The 19,861-nt window shown below is 64.3% G+C and carries 20 protein-coding genes and 1 tRNA gene; 11 read left to right on the top strand and 10 right to left on the bottom strand.

The features are described 5' to 3' along the window. Positions 1 to 40 precede the first annotated feature (40 nt). Positions 41 to 116, top strand: a tRNA-Asn gene (locus ACF8NF_RS18445). A 44-nt stretch (positions 117 to 160) separates the two neighbouring features. Here the strand turns inward: ACF8NF_RS18445 and ACF8NF_RS18440 are convergent. Continuing rightward, the gene (locus ACF8NF_RS18440; RefSeq protein ID WP_016447407.1) at positions 161 to 487 is read right to left on the bottom strand and encodes a hypothetical protein; all 327 of its coding nucleotides are present in this window, start codon (positions 485 to 487) and stop codon (positions 161 to 163) included. A 237-nt stretch (positions 488 to 724) separates the two neighbouring features. On the opposite strand from ACF8NF_RS18440, the gene aat reads away from it, so the two are divergent. The 3 genes from aat (at position 725) to ACF8NF_RS18425 (ending at position 3,208) form a co-directional block, all read left to right on the top strand. Continuing rightward, positions 725 to 1,510: a leucyl/phenylalanyl-tRNA--protein transferase gene (gene aat, locus ACF8NF_RS18435; RefSeq protein ID WP_016451369.1), complete on the top strand. Its 786-nt coding sequence runs from the start codon at positions 725 to 727 to the stop codon at positions 1,508 to 1,510. Continuing rightward, complete coding sequence (locus ACF8NF_RS18430; protein ID WP_016451368.1) at positions 1,507 to 2,256, top strand: arginyltransferase; 750 nt, start codon at positions 1,507 to 1,509, stop codon at positions 2,254 to 2,256. Before aat ends, ACF8NF_RS18430 begins: the two co-directional genes overlap by 4 nt. 127 nt (positions 2,257 to 2,383) lie before the next feature. Beyond that, on the top strand, positions 2,384 to 3,208 hold the full coding sequence (locus ACF8NF_RS18425) for an IclR family transcriptional regulator (protein WP_016447410.1): 825 nt from the start codon (positions 2,384 to 2,386) through the stop codon (positions 3,206 to 3,208). A gap of 89 nt (positions 3,209 to 3,297) precedes the next feature. Here ACF8NF_RS18425 and ACF8NF_RS18420 read toward each other — a convergent pair whose 3' ends face one another. The 7 genes from ACF8NF_RS18420 to ACF8NF_RS18390 all read right to left on the bottom strand — a co-directional run bounded on the left by ACF8NF_RS18420 (position 3,298) and on the right by ACF8NF_RS18390 (position 12,625). Further along, complete coding sequence (locus tag ACF8NF_RS18420; protein WP_016447411.1) at positions 3,298 to 4,395, bottom strand: serine hydrolase; 1,098 nt, start codon at positions 4,393 to 4,395, stop codon at positions 3,298 to 3,300. A gap of 119 nt (positions 4,396 to 4,514) precedes the next feature. Then, entirely contained in the window at positions 4,515 to 6,053 is a 1,539-nt protein-coding gene (locus ACF8NF_RS18415; protein ID WP_016447412.1) for a 2-isopropylmalate synthase, read from the bottom strand. Between the two features lie 98 nt (positions 6,054 to 6,151). After that, positions 6,152 to 7,837, bottom strand: a complete 1,686-nt coding sequence (gene leuA / locus ACF8NF_RS18410; RefSeq protein WP_203400596.1) for a 2-isopropylmalate synthase — start codon at positions 7,835 to 7,837, stop codon at positions 6,152 to 6,154. A 226-nt stretch (positions 7,838 to 8,063) separates the two neighbouring features. After that, positions 8,064 to 8,897, bottom strand: coding sequence for a CDP-diacylglycerol--serine O-phosphatidyltransferase (pssA, locus tag ACF8NF_RS18405; RefSeq protein WP_012206663.1), 834 nt, complete (start codon positions 8,895 to 8,897; stop codon positions 8,064 to 8,066). Positions 8,898 to 9,107: 210 nt separating this feature from the next. Next, on the bottom strand, positions 9,108 to 10,124 hold the full coding sequence (gene ilvC / locus ACF8NF_RS18400) for a ketol-acid reductoisomerase (protein WP_016447414.1): 1,017 nt from the start codon (positions 10,122 to 10,124) through the stop codon (positions 9,108 to 9,110). A 73-nt stretch (positions 10,125 to 10,197) separates the two neighbouring features. Then, the gene (gene ilvN, locus ACF8NF_RS18395; protein WP_012206665.1) at positions 10,198 to 10,689 is read right to left on the bottom strand and encodes an acetolactate synthase small subunit; all 492 of its coding nucleotides are present in this window, start codon (positions 10,687 to 10,689) and stop codon (positions 10,198 to 10,200) included. Positions 10,690 to 10,843: 154 nt separating this feature from the next. Further along, a complete protein-coding gene (locus ACF8NF_RS18390) occupies positions 10,844 to 12,625 on the bottom strand; it encodes an acetolactate synthase 3 catalytic subunit (RefSeq protein ID WP_016447415.1) in 1,782 nt (593 codons plus the stop codon). A 276-nt stretch (positions 12,626 to 12,901) separates the two neighbouring features. Between ACF8NF_RS18390 and ACF8NF_RS18385 the strand changes: the two genes are divergently transcribed. The 6 genes from ACF8NF_RS18385 to ACF8NF_RS18360 are packed head-to-tail and all read left to right on the top strand — an operon-like array spanning position 12,902 to position 16,408. Then, entirely contained in the window at positions 12,902 to 13,474 is a 573-nt protein-coding gene (locus ACF8NF_RS18385; protein ID WP_016447416.1) for an RNA polymerase sigma factor, read from the top strand. Beyond that, complete coding sequence (locus tag ACF8NF_RS18380) at positions 13,471 to 13,929, top strand: DUF3619 family protein (protein ID WP_026062765.1); 459 nt, start codon at positions 13,471 to 13,473, stop codon at positions 13,927 to 13,929. Before ACF8NF_RS18385 ends, ACF8NF_RS18380 begins: the two co-directional genes overlap by 4 nt. A gap of 20 nt (positions 13,930 to 13,949) precedes the next feature. Beyond that, the gene (locus ACF8NF_RS18375) at positions 13,950 to 14,801 is read left to right on the top strand and encodes a DUF3106 domain-containing protein (RefSeq protein ID WP_016451365.1); all 852 of its coding nucleotides are present in this window, start codon (positions 13,950 to 13,952) and stop codon (positions 14,799 to 14,801) included. 22 nt (positions 14,802 to 14,823) lie between these two features. Then, positions 14,824 to 15,366 (top strand): RDD family protein, encoded by a 543-nt coding sequence (locus ACF8NF_RS18370; protein ID WP_338500135.1) that lies wholly within the window; start codon positions 14,824 to 14,826, stop codon positions 15,364 to 15,366. Between the two features lie 38 nt (positions 15,367 to 15,404). Next, positions 15,405 to 15,818 (top strand): diacylglycerol kinase, encoded by a 414-nt coding sequence (locus ACF8NF_RS18365; RefSeq protein ID WP_016447420.1) that lies wholly within the window; start codon positions 15,405 to 15,407, stop codon positions 15,816 to 15,818. Beyond that, positions 15,815 to 16,408, top strand: coding sequence for a TIGR00730 family Rossman fold protein (locus ACF8NF_RS18360; protein WP_016447421.1), 594 nt, complete (start codon positions 15,815 to 15,817; stop codon positions 16,406 to 16,408). Before ACF8NF_RS18365 ends, ACF8NF_RS18360 begins: the two co-directional genes overlap by 4 nt. Before the next feature lie 88 nt (positions 16,409 to 16,496). On the opposite strand, the gene ACF8NF_RS18355 is transcribed toward ACF8NF_RS18360, so the two are convergent. Beyond that, complete coding sequence (locus ACF8NF_RS18355; protein ID WP_012206673.1) at positions 16,497 to 16,835, bottom strand: P-II family nitrogen regulator; 339 nt, start codon at positions 16,833 to 16,835, stop codon at positions 16,497 to 16,499. A gap of 71 nt (positions 16,836 to 16,906) precedes the next feature. Further along, complete coding sequence (locus ACF8NF_RS18350) at positions 16,907 to 18,556, bottom strand: NAD+ synthase (protein ID WP_016451363.1); 1,650 nt, start codon at positions 18,554 to 18,556, stop codon at positions 16,907 to 16,909. An 86-nt stretch (positions 18,557 to 18,642) separates the two neighbouring features. Here ACF8NF_RS18350 and ACF8NF_RS18345 point away from each other — a divergent pair, with 86 nt between their 5' ends. Further along, positions 18,643 to 19,860: a GNAT family N-acetyltransferase gene (locus ACF8NF_RS18345; protein WP_016447423.1), complete on the top strand. Its 1,218-nt coding sequence runs from the start codon at positions 18,643 to 18,645 to the stop codon at positions 19,858 to 19,860. Position 19,861: the final 1 nt, after the last annotated feature.

Below are 19,861 nucleotides of genomic sequence, written 5' to 3'. Positions count from 1 at the left end.
CAGCGGCCTTGCAATCGCACAGGGCCCAGCACCAACATATTCCTCAATAGCTCAGTTGGTAGAGCGCCGGACTGTTAATCCGTAGGTCCCTGGTTCGAGCCCAGGTTGAGGAGCCAGATGAAAAGCCCGCATGCCAGCGCATGCGGGCTTTTTTGTTTGCTCAGGCGGCGCGCACCATGCCGACAGTCGGCGTGCTCGGCGCTGCGGCAGGGGCGGCCGACTCTACGGTGACAGGCTTGCCGTGCTTGGCATGTGCGCGACGCGCACCGTGCGCAGCGCGCGCTTGCTCCACGCCCTCTTCCCATGCACGCAGCTCTTCCTCCAGCCGCGCAGCCCGCTCCGCATACATGTCCGCAGAGGACTTGTAGTATTCGGCAGCAATGGTGTGCTCCAGCATCGCCATGCGTGCCTCCTGCAGGTAGGCCCGGGTGCGACGGATATAGCGCGGCTCGGCAAGGCTTGCGCCAAAGATTTTGCTGAAAAACATCGCTCATCCTCCTTCGATGTCTTCGCAGCGAAAGCCATGCATCCGCAAGAAGACAAGCCCAGGATAGCCAACCCGGCCTGGCGGCGCTGTCCCCTGGCGGGACAAGGCCGCGTAGGAGGTTCACTTACCCCGGCCAGGCGATGCTCTCGCATCCACGCAACCCTCTTCACCATGGTTTGTGCAAGACTGCGGCTGCAGAGAAGCACGAATCCATTATTTTTCAGTCCGTACCCGATCATGTCCCACCCCCTCCCATGGCTCATTCCCCACCAGGCCTTCCCTCCTGTGGAAACGGCATGGGGCCCCAACGACCCGATTCCGGGCCTGCTGGCCGCAGGCGGCACGCTGGATGCGGCGCACCTGCGCATCGCCTACAGCCAGGGCATTTTTCCCTGGTTCAGCGAAGGCCAGCCCACGCTATGGTGGTCGCCCGATCCACGCATGGTGCTGCAGACATCGCAGTTCCGGCTGCACCGCAGCCTGCGCAAGACATTGCAGCGCTTTCGCTCCACCGCCGGCTGCGAGATCCGCATCGACAGCGCTTTCGAGGCCGTGATGCAGCACTGCGCCCAAACGGTGCGCCGTGATCAGGATGGCACCTGGATCGTGCAGGAAATTCTCGACGCCTATACCGAACTGCACCGCCAGGGTGCAGCCCACAGCGTGGAAACCTGGATCGACGGGCGCCTGGTGGGCGGCCTGTACTGCGTGGCGCTGGGCCGCGCCGTATTCGGCGAGTCCATGTTCGCGCATGCCACAGACGCATCCAAGATCGCACTGTCGGCACTGGTGGCGCTGTGCCGGCACCAAGGCGCCGCGCAAATCGATTGCCAGCAGGCCACGCAGCACCTGGCTTCGCTGGGCGCGCGCGAGATGCCCCGCTCCCAGTTCCTGCGCACCGTGGCAGAGCAAAGCCAGCTGCCGCCCATGCACTGGCAATTCGAAAACGTATACTGGAACGAGTTGCTGCCGCCGTCCGGTGATGCCGGCAGCACATCACCGGCTGCCGCCAGCACACCATGACGCACCCGAACGATCTTCCGCTGCAGGCCCTGCAGTTCTACGCCACAGCCGCCTATCCCTGCAGCTACCTGGATGGCCGGCTGGCGCGTTCGCAAGTGGCCACGCCCAGCCACCTGATCCAGAACAGCGCCTATTCGGAGCTGGTCTCCCTGGGGTTTCGCCGCAGCGGAATGTTCACCTACCGGCCGTATTGCGATGGTTGCCGGGCCTGCGTGCCCATGCGCATCCTGGTCCACGATTTCCGCCCGGACCGCAGCCAGCGCCGCGCCGCCGTGCGCCACGCCGATCTCACGGCATCGATCCAGCGCCTGCATTACTCGAACGAGCATTACCAGCTGTACCTGCGCTACCAGCAAAGCCGTCACAGCGGCGGCGGCATGGACCACGACAGCGTGGACCAGTACACGCAGTTCCTGCTGCAAAGCCGCGTCAACTCACGGCTTGTGGAGTTCCGCGCACCGGCGGCCGACGGCGCAGTCGGCAGGCTGAAGATGGTCTCCATCCTCGATGTGCTGGAAGACGGGCTGTCCGCCGTCTACACCTTCTACGAGCCCGATGACCAGGCCAGCTACGGCACGTTCAACGTGCTGTGGCAGATCGATCAGGCACGCTCCATGAGCCTGCCCTATGTCTATCTGGGCTACTGGATCGCCGACAGCCAGAAGATGAATTACAAGGCGCGCTTTCTTCCCCATGAAGTGCGCGTGGACGAGCGCTGGCAGCGCGTGGATCAGCTCCCACGCTGATATGGCGCCACCGCGCCCTTTTCAGCGACATTTCTTATGCACATGGCCGCTGTTTGCAGGCGGCACATATGCCGCCAAGCCATGCCCGCCGCTAGAATGACCGAATCCCGAAATCCCCTTGCGCCTCATGAAAAAAGACGATAACGCGGCCTCGCCCAAGCCCAGCGTCCAGGTCCTGGAACGCATGTTCACGTTGATCGACGTGTTGGCCTCGCGTGAGGAAGCGGTATCGCTCAAGGAGATCAGCGAGCGCACCGGCCTGCACCCCTCCACCACGCACCGCATTCTCAACGACCTGGCCATTGGCCGCTTCGTCGACCGCCCCGAATCGGGCAGCTACCGGCTGGGCATGCGCTTCCTGGAGCTGGGCAACCTGGTCAAGGCCCGCCTGAGCGTACGCGAAGCGGCCCTGATTCCCATGCGCCAGCTGCACAAGCAGATCCAGCAGCCGGTCAGCCTCAGCGTGCGCCAGGGCGATGAAATCGTCTATGTGGAACGCGCCTACAGCGAGCGCTCGGGCATGCAGGTGGTGCGCGCCATCGGCGGCCATGCGCCGCTGCACCTCACATCCAATGGCAAGCTGTTTCTCGCGGCCGATGATGCGCAGCAGGTGCGCGCCTACGCCACACGCACCGGCCTTCCCGGCAAGACGCACTTCAGCATCACGCGGCTTGCCGACATGGAAAACGAGCTGGACAAGGTACGCCACCATGGCGTCGCCCGCGACAACGAGGAGCTGGAGCTGGGCGTGCGCTGCATGGCCGCCGGCATCTATGACGACCAGGGCAAGCTGGTGGCCGGCCTGTCCATCTCCGCTCCCGCCGACCGGCTGGACGAAAGCTGGTTGTCCAAGCTCCAGGCCACCGCGCAGGAGATCTCGGGCGCCCTGGGCTTCAATGCGGTCCGCCCTGCAGCCCCGCCCCCCAATCCCTACGCGCGCAGCAGCCACTGATCTGCAAGCAGCCATCCGCAAGCAGCAAGACCGGTCATCAAAAACAACAAAGGCGCCCAGGGCGCCTTTGTTGTTGAGGGGGAGGAAACTCAGCCCTTGACCTTGTGGATCATGGAATCGCCGGCCACCTGCCCCATGGATTCCACCCAGTGGCGTACGCGCTCGGCATCGCCCAGGCGGCTGAACTTTCCGGCGGAGTCCAGGAAGACCATGATGATCTTGCGGCCAGCCACCTGCGCCTGCATGACCAGGCAGCGACCCGCTTCGGAGATGTAGCCGGTCTTTTGCAGGCCGATATCCCAGGTCGGGCTCAGCACCAGGCGGTTGGTGTTGTTGTACTGCAGCGTGCGGCGGCCCACGGCCACTTCATAGCCGGGCGAAGTGGTGTACTCGCGCACCAGCGGATCACTGTGCGCCACATTCACGAGCACGGCCAGATCACGGGCGCTGGACTGGTTGCGGCTGGACAGCCCGGTGGGCTCCACGTAACGGGTATCCGTCATGCCCAGCAGGCGCGCCTTGGCATTCATCTGCTGGACGAAGGCATCCAGGCCACCTGGGAAGGTGCGACCCAGCGCATGGGCAGCACGGTTTTCGCTGGACATCAGGGCCAGGTGCAGCATTTCGGCACGGGTGAGCGTGGTACCCACGGCCAGGCGCGAACTGCTGCCCTTTTCGGTATCCACATCATCCTGCGTGATGGTGATGGATTCATCCATGGGCAGATGGGCCTGGGAAATCAGCAGACCCGTCATCAGCTTGGTCAGCGAGGCGATGGGCAGCACGGCATGGTCGTTCTTGCTGAGCAGCACTTCGTGGGTGTCCTGGTCCATGACCAGGGCCACGCTGCTCTTGAGATCAAGAGGATCGGCCACTGCATGCAGCCCGGCCATCTGCCCGAACGACAGGCGTGGCTCGTAGGCAACGGCACGAATGGGGCTGGCAGCGCTGCGGGCGGCCACGCGGCTGGGCTGGCGCGCGCTCTTGGCAACGCGCTTGCCCTGGGGAGCCGCCGTGGCGCGCTCCTTCACGGCCTTCTTCTTGACAGGGGCCACGGCCACCTGTTTCTTGGCAACTTTCTTGGCCGGTGCGGCATGCGCGCCCGGGGCAGTGAGAGCACAACTCAGGGCCAGCAACGAGAGAACCTGAGCAAATCGACCGAGGCGGGCACGGCGTAGGGTGGGCATGAGAAATGCTCCAAGCAGCAAGAATTTGTGACTAGACCTTACATTAATCGAAAAAGTCGCACTGTGACAATAACTTGTGCGACTTTTCGATAATTTAAATGAAATTATAAGGCGAGTGCTTACCCCTGCGCAGCCACGACCTCTGCATTGCTGTGTAATTTGTTCAACGCGCTCAGATAGGCCTTGGCCGAGGCCACGACGATGTCCGGGTCCGCGCCCACGCCGTTGACCACGCGCCCGCTGCGCTGCAGGCGAACGGTCACTTCGCCCTGGCTCTCGGTGGAGCCGCTGATGGCGTTGACCGAGTACAGCAGCATCTCGGCACCGCTCTTCACCTCGGACTCGATGGCCTTGAACGAGGCATCGACCGGGCCATTGCCGTCGGACTGGGCCTTGATCTCACGGCCATCGCGGCTGAACACCACCGACGCGTGTGGGCGCTCACCCGTTTCGCTTTGCTGGGCCAGCGAGATGAACTGGAAGGGATCGGCCTGCTGATGCGCATCCTGCTCGGTCACCAGGGCCAGGATGTCCTCGTCGAAGATTTCACTCTTGCGGTCGGCCAGTTCCTTGAAGGCCGCAAAGGCAGTGTTGATCGCGGCCTCGCTGTCGAGTTCCACGCCCAGCTCCTGCAGGCGCTGCTTGAAGGCATTGCGGCCGCTGAGCTTGCCCAGCACGATCTTGTTGGCGCTCCAGCCCACATCCTCGGCACGCATGATTTCGTAGGTGTCGCGCGCCTTGAGCACGCCATCCTGATGGATGCCCGAGGCGTGGGCGAAGGCGTTGGCGCCCACGACGGCCTTGTTGGGCTGCACCACGAAGCCTGTGGTCTGGCTGACCATGCGGCTGGCAGCCACGATGTGCTGGGCGTCGATGTTGACGTCAAGGCCGAAGTAGTCCTTGCGCGTCTTGATGGCCATCACCACCTCCTCGAGCGAGCAGTTGCCCGCGCGTTCGCCCAGGCCGTTGATGGTGCACTCGATCTGGCGCGCCCCGCCAAGCTTGACGCCGGCCAGCGAGTTGGCCACGGCCATGCCCAGGTCGTTGTGGCAATGCACGCTCCAGACGGCCTTGTCGCTGTTGGGCACGCGCTCGCGCAGGTTCTTGATGAAGGCGCCGTACAGCTCCGGAATGGCGTAGCCCACGGTGTCGGGCACGTTGATGGTGGTCGCGCCTTCGGCAATCACCGTCTCGATGACGCGGCACAGAAAGTCCGGGTCGCTGCGGTAGCCGTCTTCGGGGCTGAACTCGATGTCGGCGATCAGGTTGCGCGCAAATCGCACCGACTGGCGCGCCTGCTCCAGCACCTGCTCGGGCGTCATGCGCAGCTTTTTCTCCATGTGCAGCGCACTGGTGGCGATGAAGGTGTGGATGCGCGCGCGGCTGGCGTCCTTCAGAGCCTCGGCCGCACGGGCGATGTCGCGGTCATTGGCACGGGCCAGCGAGCAGATGGTGGAGTCCTTGATGGCGCGCGCAATGGCCTGCACCGACTCGAAGTCGCCATTGGAACTCGCCGCAAAACCGGCCTCGATCACATCGACCTTCAGCCGCTCGAGCTGGCGCGCGATGCGCAGCTTTTCGTCGCGGGTCATGGAGGCACCGGGCGACTGCTCGCCGTCACGCAAGGTGGTGTCGAAAATGATCAATTGGTCGGTCATGGGAGTCTCGTCTTTCTTGTGGATGCGAATCTCCTGCCCACGGGCAGGTGATGAAAAAAGCCGGTGCGCTTGTGGCTGCACCGGCTAGGCAATGGAATTTAAGCGGCAACCGCCTCCTGCACCGTCACCTTCTCGGCAGAGGGCACGCGCTGCAAGCCCGACATGATGGCCCGGAACGAAGCGGAGACGATATTCGCATCAACCCCGACGCCGTAGCACACGTGCAACTCGTCCACACGCAGTTCCACGTAGGCAATGGCCTTGGCATTGGCACCCTCGCCGATGGCATGCTCGTTGTAGTCCAGCACGCGCACGGTCCGGCCGCTGTGCTCGCTCAGCGCCTGCACGAAGGCATCGATGGGCCCCGTGCCTTGCGCCTCGACCGTGCGCTTGCCGCCGTCAACGGACAGATCGGCCGACAGGCTGACCACGCCGTCGTTCTCGCTCAGGCGGTAATGCGGGGCCTGTACGGATTGCAGGCCGTACTCGCGCTGGAACAGCGCCCACAGGTCGGCCGCGGCCAGCTCCTTGCCGCTGGCGTCCATCTCGCGCTGCACCACCTGGCTGAACTCGATCTGCAGGCGGCGCGGCAACTGGAGGCCATACTCGCTTTCAAGCAGATAGGCGATGCCGCCCTTGCCGGACTGGCTGTTGACGCGGATCACGGCCTCGTAGCTGCGGCCCAGGTCCTTGGGGTCGATGGGCAGATAGGGCATGTCCCAGATGTCGCCGTCCTTGCGATCGGCGAAGGCCTTCTTGATGGCATCCTGGTGCGAGCCCGAGAACGAGGTGTAGACCAGATCGCCCACATAGGGATGGCGCGGATGCACGGGCAGCTGGTTGCAATGCTCGACCGTGCTGCGGATGCCGTCGATATCGGAGAAATCCAGGCCAGGAGACACGCCCTGGATGTACATGTTCAACGCCACGTTGACCACATCGAGGTTGCCCGTGCGCTCGCCATTGCCGAACAGGCAGCCTTCAAGGCGGTCCGCACCGGCCATCAACGCCAGCTCGGCCGTGGCCGTGCCCGTGCCGCGGTCATTGTGCGGATGCACGGACAGCACGATGGAGTCGCGGCGCTGGATGTGGCGATGCGTCCACTCCACCATGTCGGCGAAGATGTTGGGCGTGGAGTGCTCCACGGTGGTGGGCAGGTTGATGATGCACTTGCGCTCGGGCGTGGGCTGCCATACATCGGTGACGGCATCGATGACGCGCTTGGAAAACTCCAGCTCGGTGTCCGAATACATCTCGGGCGAGTACTGGAAGGTCCACTGCGTCTGGGGATAGCCGGCAGCGATCTCGTTGAACATGCGGGCATTGGTGGTGGCCAACTCGACGATCTCGTCCTCGCTCATGTTCAATACCACGCGGCGCATCACGGGCGCGGTGGCGTTGTAGAGGTGGACGATGGCCCGGGGCACGCCTTCGAGCGCCTCGAAGGTACGGCGGATGAGGTGCTCGCGCGCCTGGGTCAGCACCTGGACGGTCACGTCATCGGGAATGCGGTTTTCCTCGATGAGCTTGCGCATGAAGTCGAACTCGACCTGGGACGCGGAAGGAAAGCCGACCTCGATTTCCTTGAAGCCGATCTTCACCAGCTGCTCGAACATGCGCATCTTGCGATCGATGTCCATGGGCTCGATCAGCGCCTGGTTGCCATCGCGCAGGTCCACGCTGCACCAGACCGGGGCCTGGGTGATCACCGCATCGGGCCAGCGGCGGTCTTGCAGGCGGACCGGAGCGAACGGACGGTACTTGGTCGAAGGGTTTTGCAACATGGCTGAAGTGCTTTCTATCGTCTAGGTAAAAACAAGACCCACCTGCTCCAGCGACCCCACAAACGCAAAACGGCCCGTCGCTGGTGCAAACGGGCCGTGAAAGTAGGAATGTACGCGCGCGCTACTGTCTCTGCCCGTGGGACATCAGTAGTAGAGCTAGCGACAGGTATTGCATGCGGGTCACTTTAGCACAGGTTCTCAGGCGCTGTGAAGATGCTGCGGCGCATCATTTGTGCAGGCCGCGCTCTTCAGGCTCATCGGTCGAGGTGCTGATGACGCTGGTGCGCTGGCCCTTGGCCTTGCGCCATGCATAGACGCCGTAGCCCGAGAAACCGTAGAGCAGGAACACGCCGAACAGCACGATGGGCGGATGGATATTGATGATGGCAATGCCCAGGGCGATCAGCACGATGGCCGCAAAGGGCACGCTCTTCTTGAAATGCACGTCCTTGAAGCTGTAGAAAGGCACGTTGGTGACCATGGTCAGGCCCGCGTACAGCGTCAGGAAGAACATGATCCAGGTGATCTGCGTCCAGCTCAGCCAGGCATCCTGGCCGCGCAGCAGGCCCGCCTCGTCCAGCAGCCAGATGAAGCCGGTGACCAGCGCTGCAGCGGCGGGCGAAGGCAGGCCCTGGAACCAGCGCTTGTCCACGGTGCCGGTGTTGACGTTGAAGCGCGCCAGCCGCAGCGCAGCGCAGGCGCAATAGACGAAGGCTGCAATCCAGCCCCAGCGGCCAATGCCCTTGAGCGCCCACTCATAGGCGATCAAGGCGGGAGCGGCCCCGAAGGACACCATGTCCGACAGCGAGTCCATCTGTTCGCCAAAGGCGCTTTGCGTATTGGTCATGCGTGCCACGCGGCCGTCAAGGCTGTCGAGCACCATGGCGCAGAACACGCCTGCGGCAGCCAGTTCAAAGCGGCCATTCATGGCCATCACGATGGCGTAGAAGCCACCGAACAGCGCAGCCAGCGTGAACAGGTTGGGCAGGATGTAGATACCCTTGCGGCGCTTGCGCACCACCACGCCTTCGATTTCGTTGGACTCATTGTGGTTTTGCATCAATCCGGCCTCCAGCACAGCGCACGCAAGCGTGAGCAGCTATTAAAACGATAGTATTCTAAGGGAGCGGACAGTGCCGCCCCGAAAGGGTCAGTGTACCTGCGCGCTGCCCCCCTTCTGTGCACGAAAAAGGCCACCCGTCGGGGTGGCCTTGTCCTGCACCTTGCGTAGGCCGCATGCGCGACCCATGCAAGATGGAATGCAGCAATCTCAGTTGCGGCTCTGGTCAACCAGCTTGTTCTTGGAGATCCAGGGCATCATGGCGCGCAGCTGACCGCCCACCTTTTCGATGGCGTGTTCGGCGTTCATGCGGCGGCGGGCCGTCATGCTCGGGTAGTTGGTGCGGCCTTCCTGGATGAACATCTTGGCGTATTCGCCGGTCTGGATGCGCTTGAGGGCAGCACGCATGGCTTCGCGCGACTTGTCGTTGATGACTTCTGTACCCGTCACGTACTCGCCGTATTCGGCGTTGTTCGAGATCGAGTAGTTCATGTTGGCGATGCCGCCTTCGTACATCAGGTCCACGATGAGCTTGAGCTCATGCAGGCACTCGAAGTAGGCCATTTCGGGAGCGTAGCCGGCTTCGGTCAGGGTCTCGAAGCCCATCTTCACCAGTTCCACCGCGCCGCCGCACAGAACGGCCTGCTCGCCGAACAGGTCGGTCTCGGTTTCTTCCTTGAAGTTGGTTTCGATGATGCCGCCCTTGCCGCCACCGTTGGCCATGGCATAGGACAGGGCCAGGTCACGGGCCTTGCCGGACTTGTCCTGGTACACGGCGATCAGCGAAGGCACGCCGCCGCCCTTGAGGTATTCGGAGCGCACGGTGTGGCCAGGGCCCTTGGGGGCGACCATGATCACGTCCAGATCGGCGCGCGGCACAACCTGGTTGTAGTGGATGTTGAAGCCGTGGGCAAAGGCCAGCGTGGCGCCTTGCTTGATGTTGGGGGCCACGTTGTTGGTGTAAACCTCGGGGATGTTCTCATCCGGCAGCAGGATCATGACCAGATCGGCGGCCTTCACGGCGTCGTCGACTTCAGCGACGGTCAGGCCAGCCTTGGCGACCTTGTCCCAGGAAGCGCCGCCCTTGCGCAGGCCGACCACGACCTTCACGCCGCTTTCGTTCAGGTTTTGAGCGTGTGCGTGGCCCTGGCTGCCGTAGCCGATGATGGCAACGGTCTTGCCCTTGATCAGGCTCAGGTCACAGTCCTTGTCGTAGAAAACTTTCATGTTGGCTCCAGGCTTCGTGTGTGTGTAGGGGTTGAAAGGGGAAGGGGACAGGTTTCAGGTGCGTTGCAGCGCATCAAACGCGCAGAATGCGTTCGCCGCGGCCGATGCCGCAGGAGCCGGTACGCACGGTTTCCAGAATGGCCGTGCGGTCCAGCGCCTGCAGGAAGGCGTCGTTCTTGGATTGGTCGCCGGTCAGCTCGACCGTGTAGCTCTTTTCGGTCACGTCGATGATGCGACCGCGGAAGATGTCGGCCATGCGCTTCATCTCCTCGCGTTCCTTGCCCACGGCGCGGACCTTGACCATCATGAGCTCGCGCTCGGTATAGGAGCCTTCCGTCAGGTCCACGACCTTGACGACCTCGATCAGGCGGTTCAGGTGCTTGGTGATCTGCTCGATCACGTCTTCGGAGCCATTCGTCTGAATGGTCATGCGCGACAGCGATGCGTCTTCCGTGGGAGCCACGGTCAGCGATTCGATGTTGTAGCCGCGGGCCGAGAACAGGCCCACCACGCGCGACAAGGCTCCCGGCTCGTTTTCGAGCAGCACGGCAATGATGTGTTTCATGAAAGAAAGATTCCTCTTTTCGCCGCCCTCCCCCGGCGCCGGTAAACGTCGGGCTTGGCAGGCAATAGATTCGTCAAGGGGTTGCCGCCTTGAGGGCGGCTACTGAAGAAGATGCGGCAGGAACAGGCCCTGGCGAACCCAGCCAAGGGCTCGCTCAGAGGTCGTCAGCTCCCAGCAGCATCTCGGTGATCCCACGGCCGGCCTGCACCATGGGGAATACATTCTCGGTGGGATCGGTGCGGAAGTCCATGAACACCGTCCGATCCTTGAGCTTGCGGGCCTCGCGCAGGGCGGGCTCCACGTCCTCGGGGCGCTCGATCAGCATGCCCACGTGGCCATAGGCCTCGGCCAGCTTCACGAAGTTGGGCAGCGAGTCCATGTAGCTGCTGCTATAGCGGCCCGAGTACTCGATCTCCTGCCACTGGCGCACCATGCCCAGGTAGCGGTTGTTCAGCGACACCACCTTGACCGGCGTGTTGTACTGCAGGCAGGTGGCCAGCTCCTGGATGTTCATCTGGATGGAGCCTTCGCCCGTGATGCAGAACACCTCGGATTCAGGCTTGGCCAGCTTGATGCCCATGGCGTAGGGCAGGCCCACGCCCATGGTGCCCAGGCCGCCGGAGTTGATCCAGCGGCGCGGCTCGTCGAAGCGGTAGTACTGCGCAGCCCACATCTGGTGCTGGCCCACGTCGGACGTGATGTAGGCATCGGCGTCGCGGGTCATGTTCCACAGCGTCTCCACCACGTACTGCGGCTTGATGACCGAGCCGTCGCCACGGCTGTACTGCAGGCAGTCGCGGCTGCGCCAGCCTTCGATGGTCTCCCACCACTGGCCCAGGGCCGCCGCGTCGGGACGGGCGCTGGCCTCGCGGATCATGGAGATCAGCTCGGTCAGCACTTCCTTGACGTCGCCGACGATGGGCACGTCCACCTTCACGCGCTTGGAGATGGAGGAGGGATCGATGTCGATATGGATGATCTTGCGCTCCACCGACATGAAATGCTTGGGGTTGCCGATCACCCGGTCGTCGAAGCGCGCACCCACGGCCAGCAGCACATCGCAGTTCTGCATGGCGTTGTTGGCTTCGATGGTGCCGTGCATGCCCAGCATGCCCAGGAACTTGCGGTCGCTGGCCGGATAGGCACCCAGGCCCAGCAGCGTATGCGTGACCGGGTAGCCCAGCATGTCCACCAGGGTGCGCAGCTCGTTGCAGGCATTGCCCAGCAGCACGCCGCCACCCGTGTAGATATAGGGACGCTTGGCAGCCAGCAGCAACTGCAGCGCCTTGCGGATCTGGCCGGCATGGCCCTTGCGCACCGGGTTGTAGGAGCGCATCTCCACCTTTTCGGGGTAACCGGTGTAGAGAGCCTTCTTGAAGGACACATCCTTAGGGATGTCCACCACCACGGGGCCGGGGCGGCCGGTGCGCGCGATGTGGAAGGCCTTCTTCATGGTGTCCGCCAGCTCGCGCACATCCTTGACTAGGAAGTTGTGCTTGACGATGGGGCGGGTGATGCCGACGGTGTCGCACTCCTGGAATGCATCGGTGCCGATGTAGGCCGTCGAGGTCTGGCCGCTGATCACGACCAGGGGAATGGAATCAGTGTAGGCGGTGGCAATGCCGGTGACGGCGTTGGTCAGGCCGGGACCCGAGGTCACCAGGGCCACGCCGACTTCACCCGTGGCACGGGCAAAACCGTCTGCCGCATGCACAGCCGCCTGCTCGTGGCGCACCAGCACATGCTGAATGGTGTCTTGCTTGTAGAGGGCGTCGTAGATGTACAGGACCGCACCGCCCGGATAGCCCCAAAGCTGCTTGACGCCTTCGGCCTGCAGGGACTTGACGAGGATCTCGGAGCCCATCAGCTCCTGGGATGCATGGGACTGCGACGCCGCTGCTGCCGCGCTGGAGTACTCGGCTTTGGAAATTTCCATGATCAACCTTTGTGAATTTCTCTAACGAAAAACCTTGGGTGCCCCTTGCCTGAAGCCCTTGTGAGGCCGGTGCGGGACTTAGGACCAACAGACATGGGCGAGTGAGTAAACGCCGGACCGTGACCCGTTTGCCTTTTTGAATTGCAGCAGACATTATCGCACTGCAACAAGCCTGTGCGCCATCGTGCGAAAAAAATTGACACTGCGGTGCGATAATCGGGTCCCGCGTCCGTTCAGCCCCCCTCAACGAGCCCCTCATCCGGGCCTGCGTTCCTTTTGGCAACCGAGCAAGAACTATCCGACTTCCTCAAAAGCGTAGAAAAGCGTGCCTTCAAGCGCAGCTTTTTCCACGTCCGGGACGAGGAGGCGGCGCTGGACATCGTGCAGGACAGCATGCTCAAGCTGGCGCAGCACTATGGCGACAAGCCCATCACCGAGCTGCCCATGCTCTTCCAGCGCATCCTGTCCAACAGCACCCTGGACTGGTTTCGCAGGCAAAAGACGCAGAACGCCCTCTTCACCCGCATGAGCGATCTGGAGGCCTCGGCCGGCGACGATGCGGACTTCGACTGGCTCGAGACCTACGCCGACTCCGCACAGAACGGCGAAACCGCCCGCAGCGCCGAGGATCTGACCGAGCGGGCGCAGATTTTGCAAAGCATTGAAAAAGAGATACAGGAGCTGCCGGCGCGTCAACGCGAAGCATTCCTGATGCGTTATTGGGAAGAGATGGACGTTGCGGAGACCGCTGCCGCGATGGGGTGTTCCGAAGGAAGTGTAAAAACACATTGTTTCCGCGCCATCCAGACATTGAGCAAGGCACTGAAGGCCAAAGGAATCGAGCTATGAAGACTGCGCCCACTCTCACTCTCCACAGCGAAATGGCGGCCGACCGCATCGCACGCCGGATCACCGCGCGCCTGGGTGACGGCGAGGCGTTGCTGCCATACGACATCACCGAGCGGCTGCGCGCTGGGCGCGAGCGCGCCCTGTCCGTTCGCCGGCGCGAACTGCGCGCTGCGCCCGTGCAGGCTGCCAGCGCAACCCAGGCTCAGGGTGGCACCATGACGCTGGGCTCTGGCGACGAAGGCGGCACCTGGTGGCGCGCGCTGATCTCGGCCGTGCCGGTGCTGGCCCTCATCATTGGCCTGGTGGTCGTCAACGTGCAGACCGATCAGATTGGCCTGACCGAGGTTGCCGAGGTCGATACGGCCCTGCTGACCGATGACCTGCCCCCTGCCGCCTATGCCGACCCCGGTTTCATCCAGTACCTGAAGACTTCGGCCACCAACACGGAACGCTGATACCCGCCTTGCCTGCCTGCATGCCCACTGATTCACGCGCCGCGTTCCACCGATCACCCGCCGCCATCCTGGCGGCGGTGCTGTTGATGGCGCTGGCCTGGACCGGCTGGCGCGTCGTGCAACAGGTGCGGCTGGCGCCCAGCACGGTGTCGCCGGCCACCATTGCGGCCTCCAAGACCCTGCATGGCGACGCAGCCACGCGCCAGCGCGCCACGGCCCTGGCCTCAGGCCCACGCTGGGCCGAGCTGACGCCTGCGCAAAGCAGGGTGCTCGAGCCCCTTTCCGAGCGCTGGTCCATGATGGACGCGCTGCAAAAGCGCCGCTGGATGGCATTGGCCGAAGGCTGGGACAAGCTCAGCGAAAAGGAGCAGGAAAAGCTGCGCGACCGCATGCAGACCTGGTCCAGCCTCAGCGCCCAGCAGCGCAGCCAGGCCCGCCTGAATTTCGCCCTGACCAACCGCCTTGCCACGGACAAGCGAGCCCAGTGGGAGGCCTACCAGGCGCTCAGCGACGAAGAAAAACGCCTTCTGGCTGCACGCGCCGCGCCCAAGGTCAAGGGCGCCGCCAACGCCATACAGCCCGTGGCGCCCAAGCGTCTGGCGCGGATTCCTGCGGCCTCGGTGGCACCGGCCACCATTCCGAATCCCCCCAAGATTCCACCAGCCACCATCTACAATCCGCCGCCTCCGGTTCCACCGGTCGCGCCGCCTTCGGCCGTGGAAACCCATCCCGTGCGCCCGCCTGCGCTGGTGGAGACAGCCCCGGTGGAAGTGCCTTCGGCCACACCCATGCCCTTGCCGCCCATGGAACTGCATGACGGCGCCGAGGCCACCCCACAGCCCTCGCACGGCGAAGCAGCCCCTTCGCATTGATGCAGCGCCCCGACACGCCCGCATGACGAACGCCACCTCCCCCGCCTCCACGGCAGCCGGCTCCGCCGCCGATCCACGGATGGCCCCGCGCCTGGCCCGGCGCATGGCCTGCTGGCTATATGAGGGCATGCTGCTGTTCGGCGTGGTCTTCATCGCCGGATATCTGTTTGGCACCTTGTCTCAGACGCGCAACGCCATGGACAACCGCCATGCGCTGCAGGCCTTCATGTTCGTGGTGCTGGGCATCTATTTCGTCTGGTTCTGGTCCAAGGGGCAGACATTGGCCATGAAGACCTGGCACATCCGCCTGGTGGATGCTGCAGGCCAGCCCGTCAGCCAGCCGCGCGCACTGCGGCGCTATGTGCTGAGCTGGATCTGGCTGCTGCCACCGCTGGCGGCCTACTCCACCGGCGTGCCGGCCTTGACCACCTTGGTGCTGCTGGTGCTGTGGGTGGCACTCTGGGCCCTGCTCAGCCGCCTTCATCCGCGCCGCCAGTTCTGGCATGACGCCTGGGCCGGCACACAGCTGATCCACCAGGCCCCGCCGCCCAGGAAAAAACGCTGAGCGGCAAAGGCAGCATCGCATCTCCTACACTCCCCAGCATGCCCGCCGCTTCACCCAAGTCCAACGACAGCACGCCTGTCAATCCCCAGAAAAGCCGCACGGGCCTGAACCGTGTCTGGCACGCTGCGGGTTATTCGCTGTCCGGCCTTCGTGCCGGATGGAATGAGAAAGCCTTCCGCCAGGAAGCGCTGGCCGCCATCGTGCTGATCCCTGCCGCCTTCTGGCTGGGACGCAGCTGGATCGAGGTCTCGCTGCTGGCGGGCACGGTCTTGCTGGTGCTGATCGTGGAATTGCTCAACAGCGGCATCGAGGCCGTGGTCGATCGCATAGGCCCCGAATGGCACGCCCTGTCCAAGCAAGCCAAGGACATGGGCAGCGCCGCCGTGCTACTGGCGCTGCTGCTGTGCACGGGTGTCTGGCTGGCGGCTCTCTATCAACGGTTCATTGCATGACAAATCCCACGTTTTCCATTTGTGTGTATTGCGGCTCGCGCCCCGGCGACCAGCCCGGATTCATCGAGGCCGCCCGCGCCACCGGCCGCTGGATTGGCGAGCACGGCGGCCAGTTGGTCTACGGCGGCGGGCGCAGCGGCCTGATGGGCGAGGTGGCCGAGGCCACGCGGCAGGCCGGTGGCCGCGTCGTGGGAGTGATCCCGCAGGCGCTGGTGGACAAGGAGCTGGCCAACCATGCCTGCGACGAACTGCACATCGTCCAGACCATGCACGAGCGCAAGGCCATGATGGCCGAGCGCAGCGATGCCTTCGTCGCCCTGCCCGGCGGCATAGGCACCTTCGAGGAATTGTTCGAGGTCTGGACCTGGCGCCAGCTGCGCTACCACGACAAGCCCATCGGCCTGCTCAATGTGGACGGCTACTACGACAGCATGCTGCAGTTCCTGCAGACCTGCGTGGGCCATGGCTTCATGGGCGAGTGGCAGATGGGACTGATAGAAAGCGGCAGCGACATCCCCGCACTGCTGCAATCCCTGGTGCAGAACGCCGGCACGGGCCTGGAAACGGCCCCCTTGCGCGCCGTGATCTGAAACGGAAACGGCCACCCGTTCAGGGGTGGCCGCTGGAATCCGGATGTCGAGCCCAGGGCGCCGCGCGCGCCCTGCACTGCTGCCGGGTTCAGATGGCTCCGTCGTCGAGTTCGCCAGTACGGATGCGCACCACGCGCTCCACGGCGGTGACGAAGATCTTCCCGTCACCGATCTTGCCCGTGCGGGCCACGTTGACGATGGCATCCACGCAGCGGTCCACGTCTTCCGTGCGGACCACCACCTCGATCTTCACCTTGGGCAGGAAGTCCACCACGTACTCGGCGCCACGGTAGAGCTCGGTATGGCCCTTCTGGCGACCAAAGCCCTTGACCTCGGTGACGGTCAGGCCGTTGACGCCGCAGTCGGCCAGTGCCTCGCGGACCTCTTCCAGCTTGAACGGCTTGATGATGGCGGTGATCATTTTCATGGGGTGAACTCCTCAGTGCATGCAATACGGGGCAAGACGGCCGGCCAGGAAACCCCGCCGCCTCAGGTGCTTCAAGCGCGAAAGCGGTTGGTGATCGGGTAGCGCCAGTCCTTGCCGAAGCTGCGGCGCGTCAGCCGCGGCCCCACGGGCGCCTGGCGGCGTTTGTATTCGTTGATCTGGATGAGGCGCGTCACTCGCTCCACATCGGCGCCGGCATATCCGTCGGCCACGATGGAGGCGATGCTTTCGTTATTTTCCATGTATCGGCGCACGATGGCGTCGAGCACCTCATAAGCGGGCAGGCTGTCCTGGTCTTTCTGGTCCGGGCGCAGTTCGGCGCTGGGCGGGCGCGTGATGATGCGATCCGGAATGGGGTCCAGCCCCGTGCCGAACGGATCGTTGGCATTGCGCCAGCGCGCCAGCGCAAAAACCTCGGTCTTGAGCACGTCCTTGATCACGGCAAAGCCGCCGGCCATGTCGCCATAGAGCGTGCAGTAGCCGGTGGACATCTCGCTCTTGTTGCCGGTGGTCAGCACCACGGAGCCGAACTTGTTGGACAGGCCCATCAGCAAGGTGCCGCGGATGCGGGCCTGCAGGTTCTCTTCGGTCGTGTCCTCGGCGCGGCCCGCGAAGGCCGGGGCCAGGGCGGCCTTGAAGGCCTCGAACTGGGGCGCGATGGAGATTTCGTCATAGCGCACGCCCACACGCTCGGCCATATCGCGCGCATCGATCCAGCTGATGTCCGCCGTATAGGGCGAAGGCATCATCACCGTGTGCACCTTGTCCGCGCCCAGCGCATCGACCGCAATCGCCAGCACCAGGGCCGAGTCGATCCCGCCCGACAGGCCCAGCAGCGCGCCGGGGAAACGGTTCTTGCCCACGTAGTCGCGCACGGCCAGCACCAGGGCGGACCACAGCGCCGGCAGGTGCTCCACCGGTGGCTGCACATCGGCGGCCAGCGTCAATTCCTGCGCGCCGGCACGCACTTCCACCAACGGCAGCGCCTCGGCAAAGGCCGCCGCGCGTGCGGCAATGCTGCCGTCGGCGTGCACGGCAAAAGAGCTGCCATCGAAGACAATTTCATCCTGGCCACCGACCAGATGTGCGTAGACCAGGGGCAGGCCGGTCTCACGCGCACGTGCAGCCAGCGTGGCTTCACGTTCGGCCTGCTTGCCCTCATGAAAGGGCGAAGCATTGATCACGGCCAGCAATTGCGCACCCGCCGCGGCAGCCGCGCTTGCCGGCCCGGGATGCCAGGCGTCCTCGCAGATCAGCAAGCCCACGCGAACTGCCTGGACCTCGACCACGCAAGGCGACTGGCCGGCCACAAAGTAGCGCTGCTCGTCGAACACGCCGTAGTTGGGCAGGCATTGCTTGGCATAGCTGCATTCCACGCGCCCGTCGCGCAGCACGCTGGCCGCATTGCGCAACGCGCCACCAGCGCCGGGGTCGCGCCAGGGATGGCCCAGCACCAGCGCCAGGCCCGGCCATTGCGCGGTCTCCAGCGCCAGCTGCTGCACGGCCTGATCGCAGGCGTCCAGAAAGGCGGGACGCAGATAGAGGTCTTCGGCCGCATAGCCGCACAGGGCAAGCTCGGGAGTCAGCAGCAAGCGCGCTCCCGTGGCATAAGCTTCACGGGCTGCGGCAATGATTTTCTGGACATTGCCGGGCAGATCGCCCACGACAAAGTTGAGCTGGGCAGTGCAGATGGAGAGCGTCATGGAATGCAATGGAGCCAACAGGGCCGACAAGGCCACCCCACAGCGCAAGGCGGCAGCGCGCGTCACACGGGCCTGCAAGGAATGGCATGGCTGAAACCGCAATTATCACCCGCGTGCTGGACAGCGTGCAGCAGCTCGATGCCCAGGCCTGGAATGCGCTGCTGGCATCGCAGGCTGCGCCCACCCCCTTCATGCGCCACGAGTACCTGAGCGCGCTGGAATCCAGCGGCAGCGCCGTACCGCAAACCGGCTGGGCCGCCCGCGTGGTCACGCTCTGGCAGGGCGGCGAGCTGGTCGCCGCCTGTCCGGTCTACGCCAAGGCGCATTCCTATGGCGAGTACGTGTTCGACTTTGCCTGGGCGCGCGCCTACGCCCAGCATGGGCTGGATTACTACCCCAAGGGCGTGCTCGCCGTGCCTTTCACGCCTGTGCCGGGCAGCCGGCTGCTGGCACGCACGCCGCTGCTGCGTGCGGCCCTGGTGCGCGCCGTGCGCGAATGGGCCCAGGCGCAGCAGCTGTCTTCCCTGCATTTGCTGTTCAGCGATGCCGAGGATCTGGCCGCCTGCGATGCCGACGGCTGGATGCAGCGCAGCACCGTGCAGTTCCACTGGAGCAACCAGAACGCCGGGGGTGCGGGCCACCGGGACTTCGACCACTTTCTGTCCACGCTGAACCAGGAAAAGCGCAAGAAGATTCGCCAGGAACGGCGCAAGGTGCACGAGGCCGGCGTGCGCTTTCGAGCAGTGCACGGCCCCGACATGAGCGCCCAGGACTGGGCCTTCTTCTACCGCTGCCACGAACGCACCTATCTGGAACACGGCAACGCCCCGTACCTCCAGCCGGCCTTCTTCGAGGCCATGGCGCACCAGATGCCCGAGAACTGGCTGATGTTCGTCGCCGAGCGCGACGGCCAACCCATGGCCTGCAGCCTGATCGCACTCGATGCGGCAGCCGCACGGCTTTCGGCCGGCAGCTGCGACCGCGACACGCCGCAGATCCCGCAGGGCACGGCCTACGGCCGCTACTGGGGCGCGCTGGAGCGCGTGGACTGCCTGCATTTCGAGGCCTGCTACTACCAGCCTATCGCCTGGTGCATAGAACGCGGGATTGCGCACTTCGAGGGAGGCGCCCAGGGCGAACACAAGATGGCGCGGGCGCTGCTGCCCGTGGTGACGCCCAGCGCCCACTGGATTGCCCACCCGTCCTTCGCCGACGCCATCTCGCGCTTTCTGGACCGCGAGGGCGAAGGCATGGCCGGCTACCTGCAGGAGCTGCAGGCGCACAGCCCGCTGCGCCAGGACTGAG

This window comes from Delftia sp. WSY_22 (assembly GCF_043104185.1).
GTDB classification, from domain to species: Bacteria; Pseudomonadota; Gammaproteobacteria; order Burkholderiales; family Burkholderiaceae_C; genus Comamonas; species Comamonas tsuruhatensis.
Note: the sequence above shows the minus strand (reverse complement) of the source record. Positions and strands in the feature narration are given on the sequence as shown.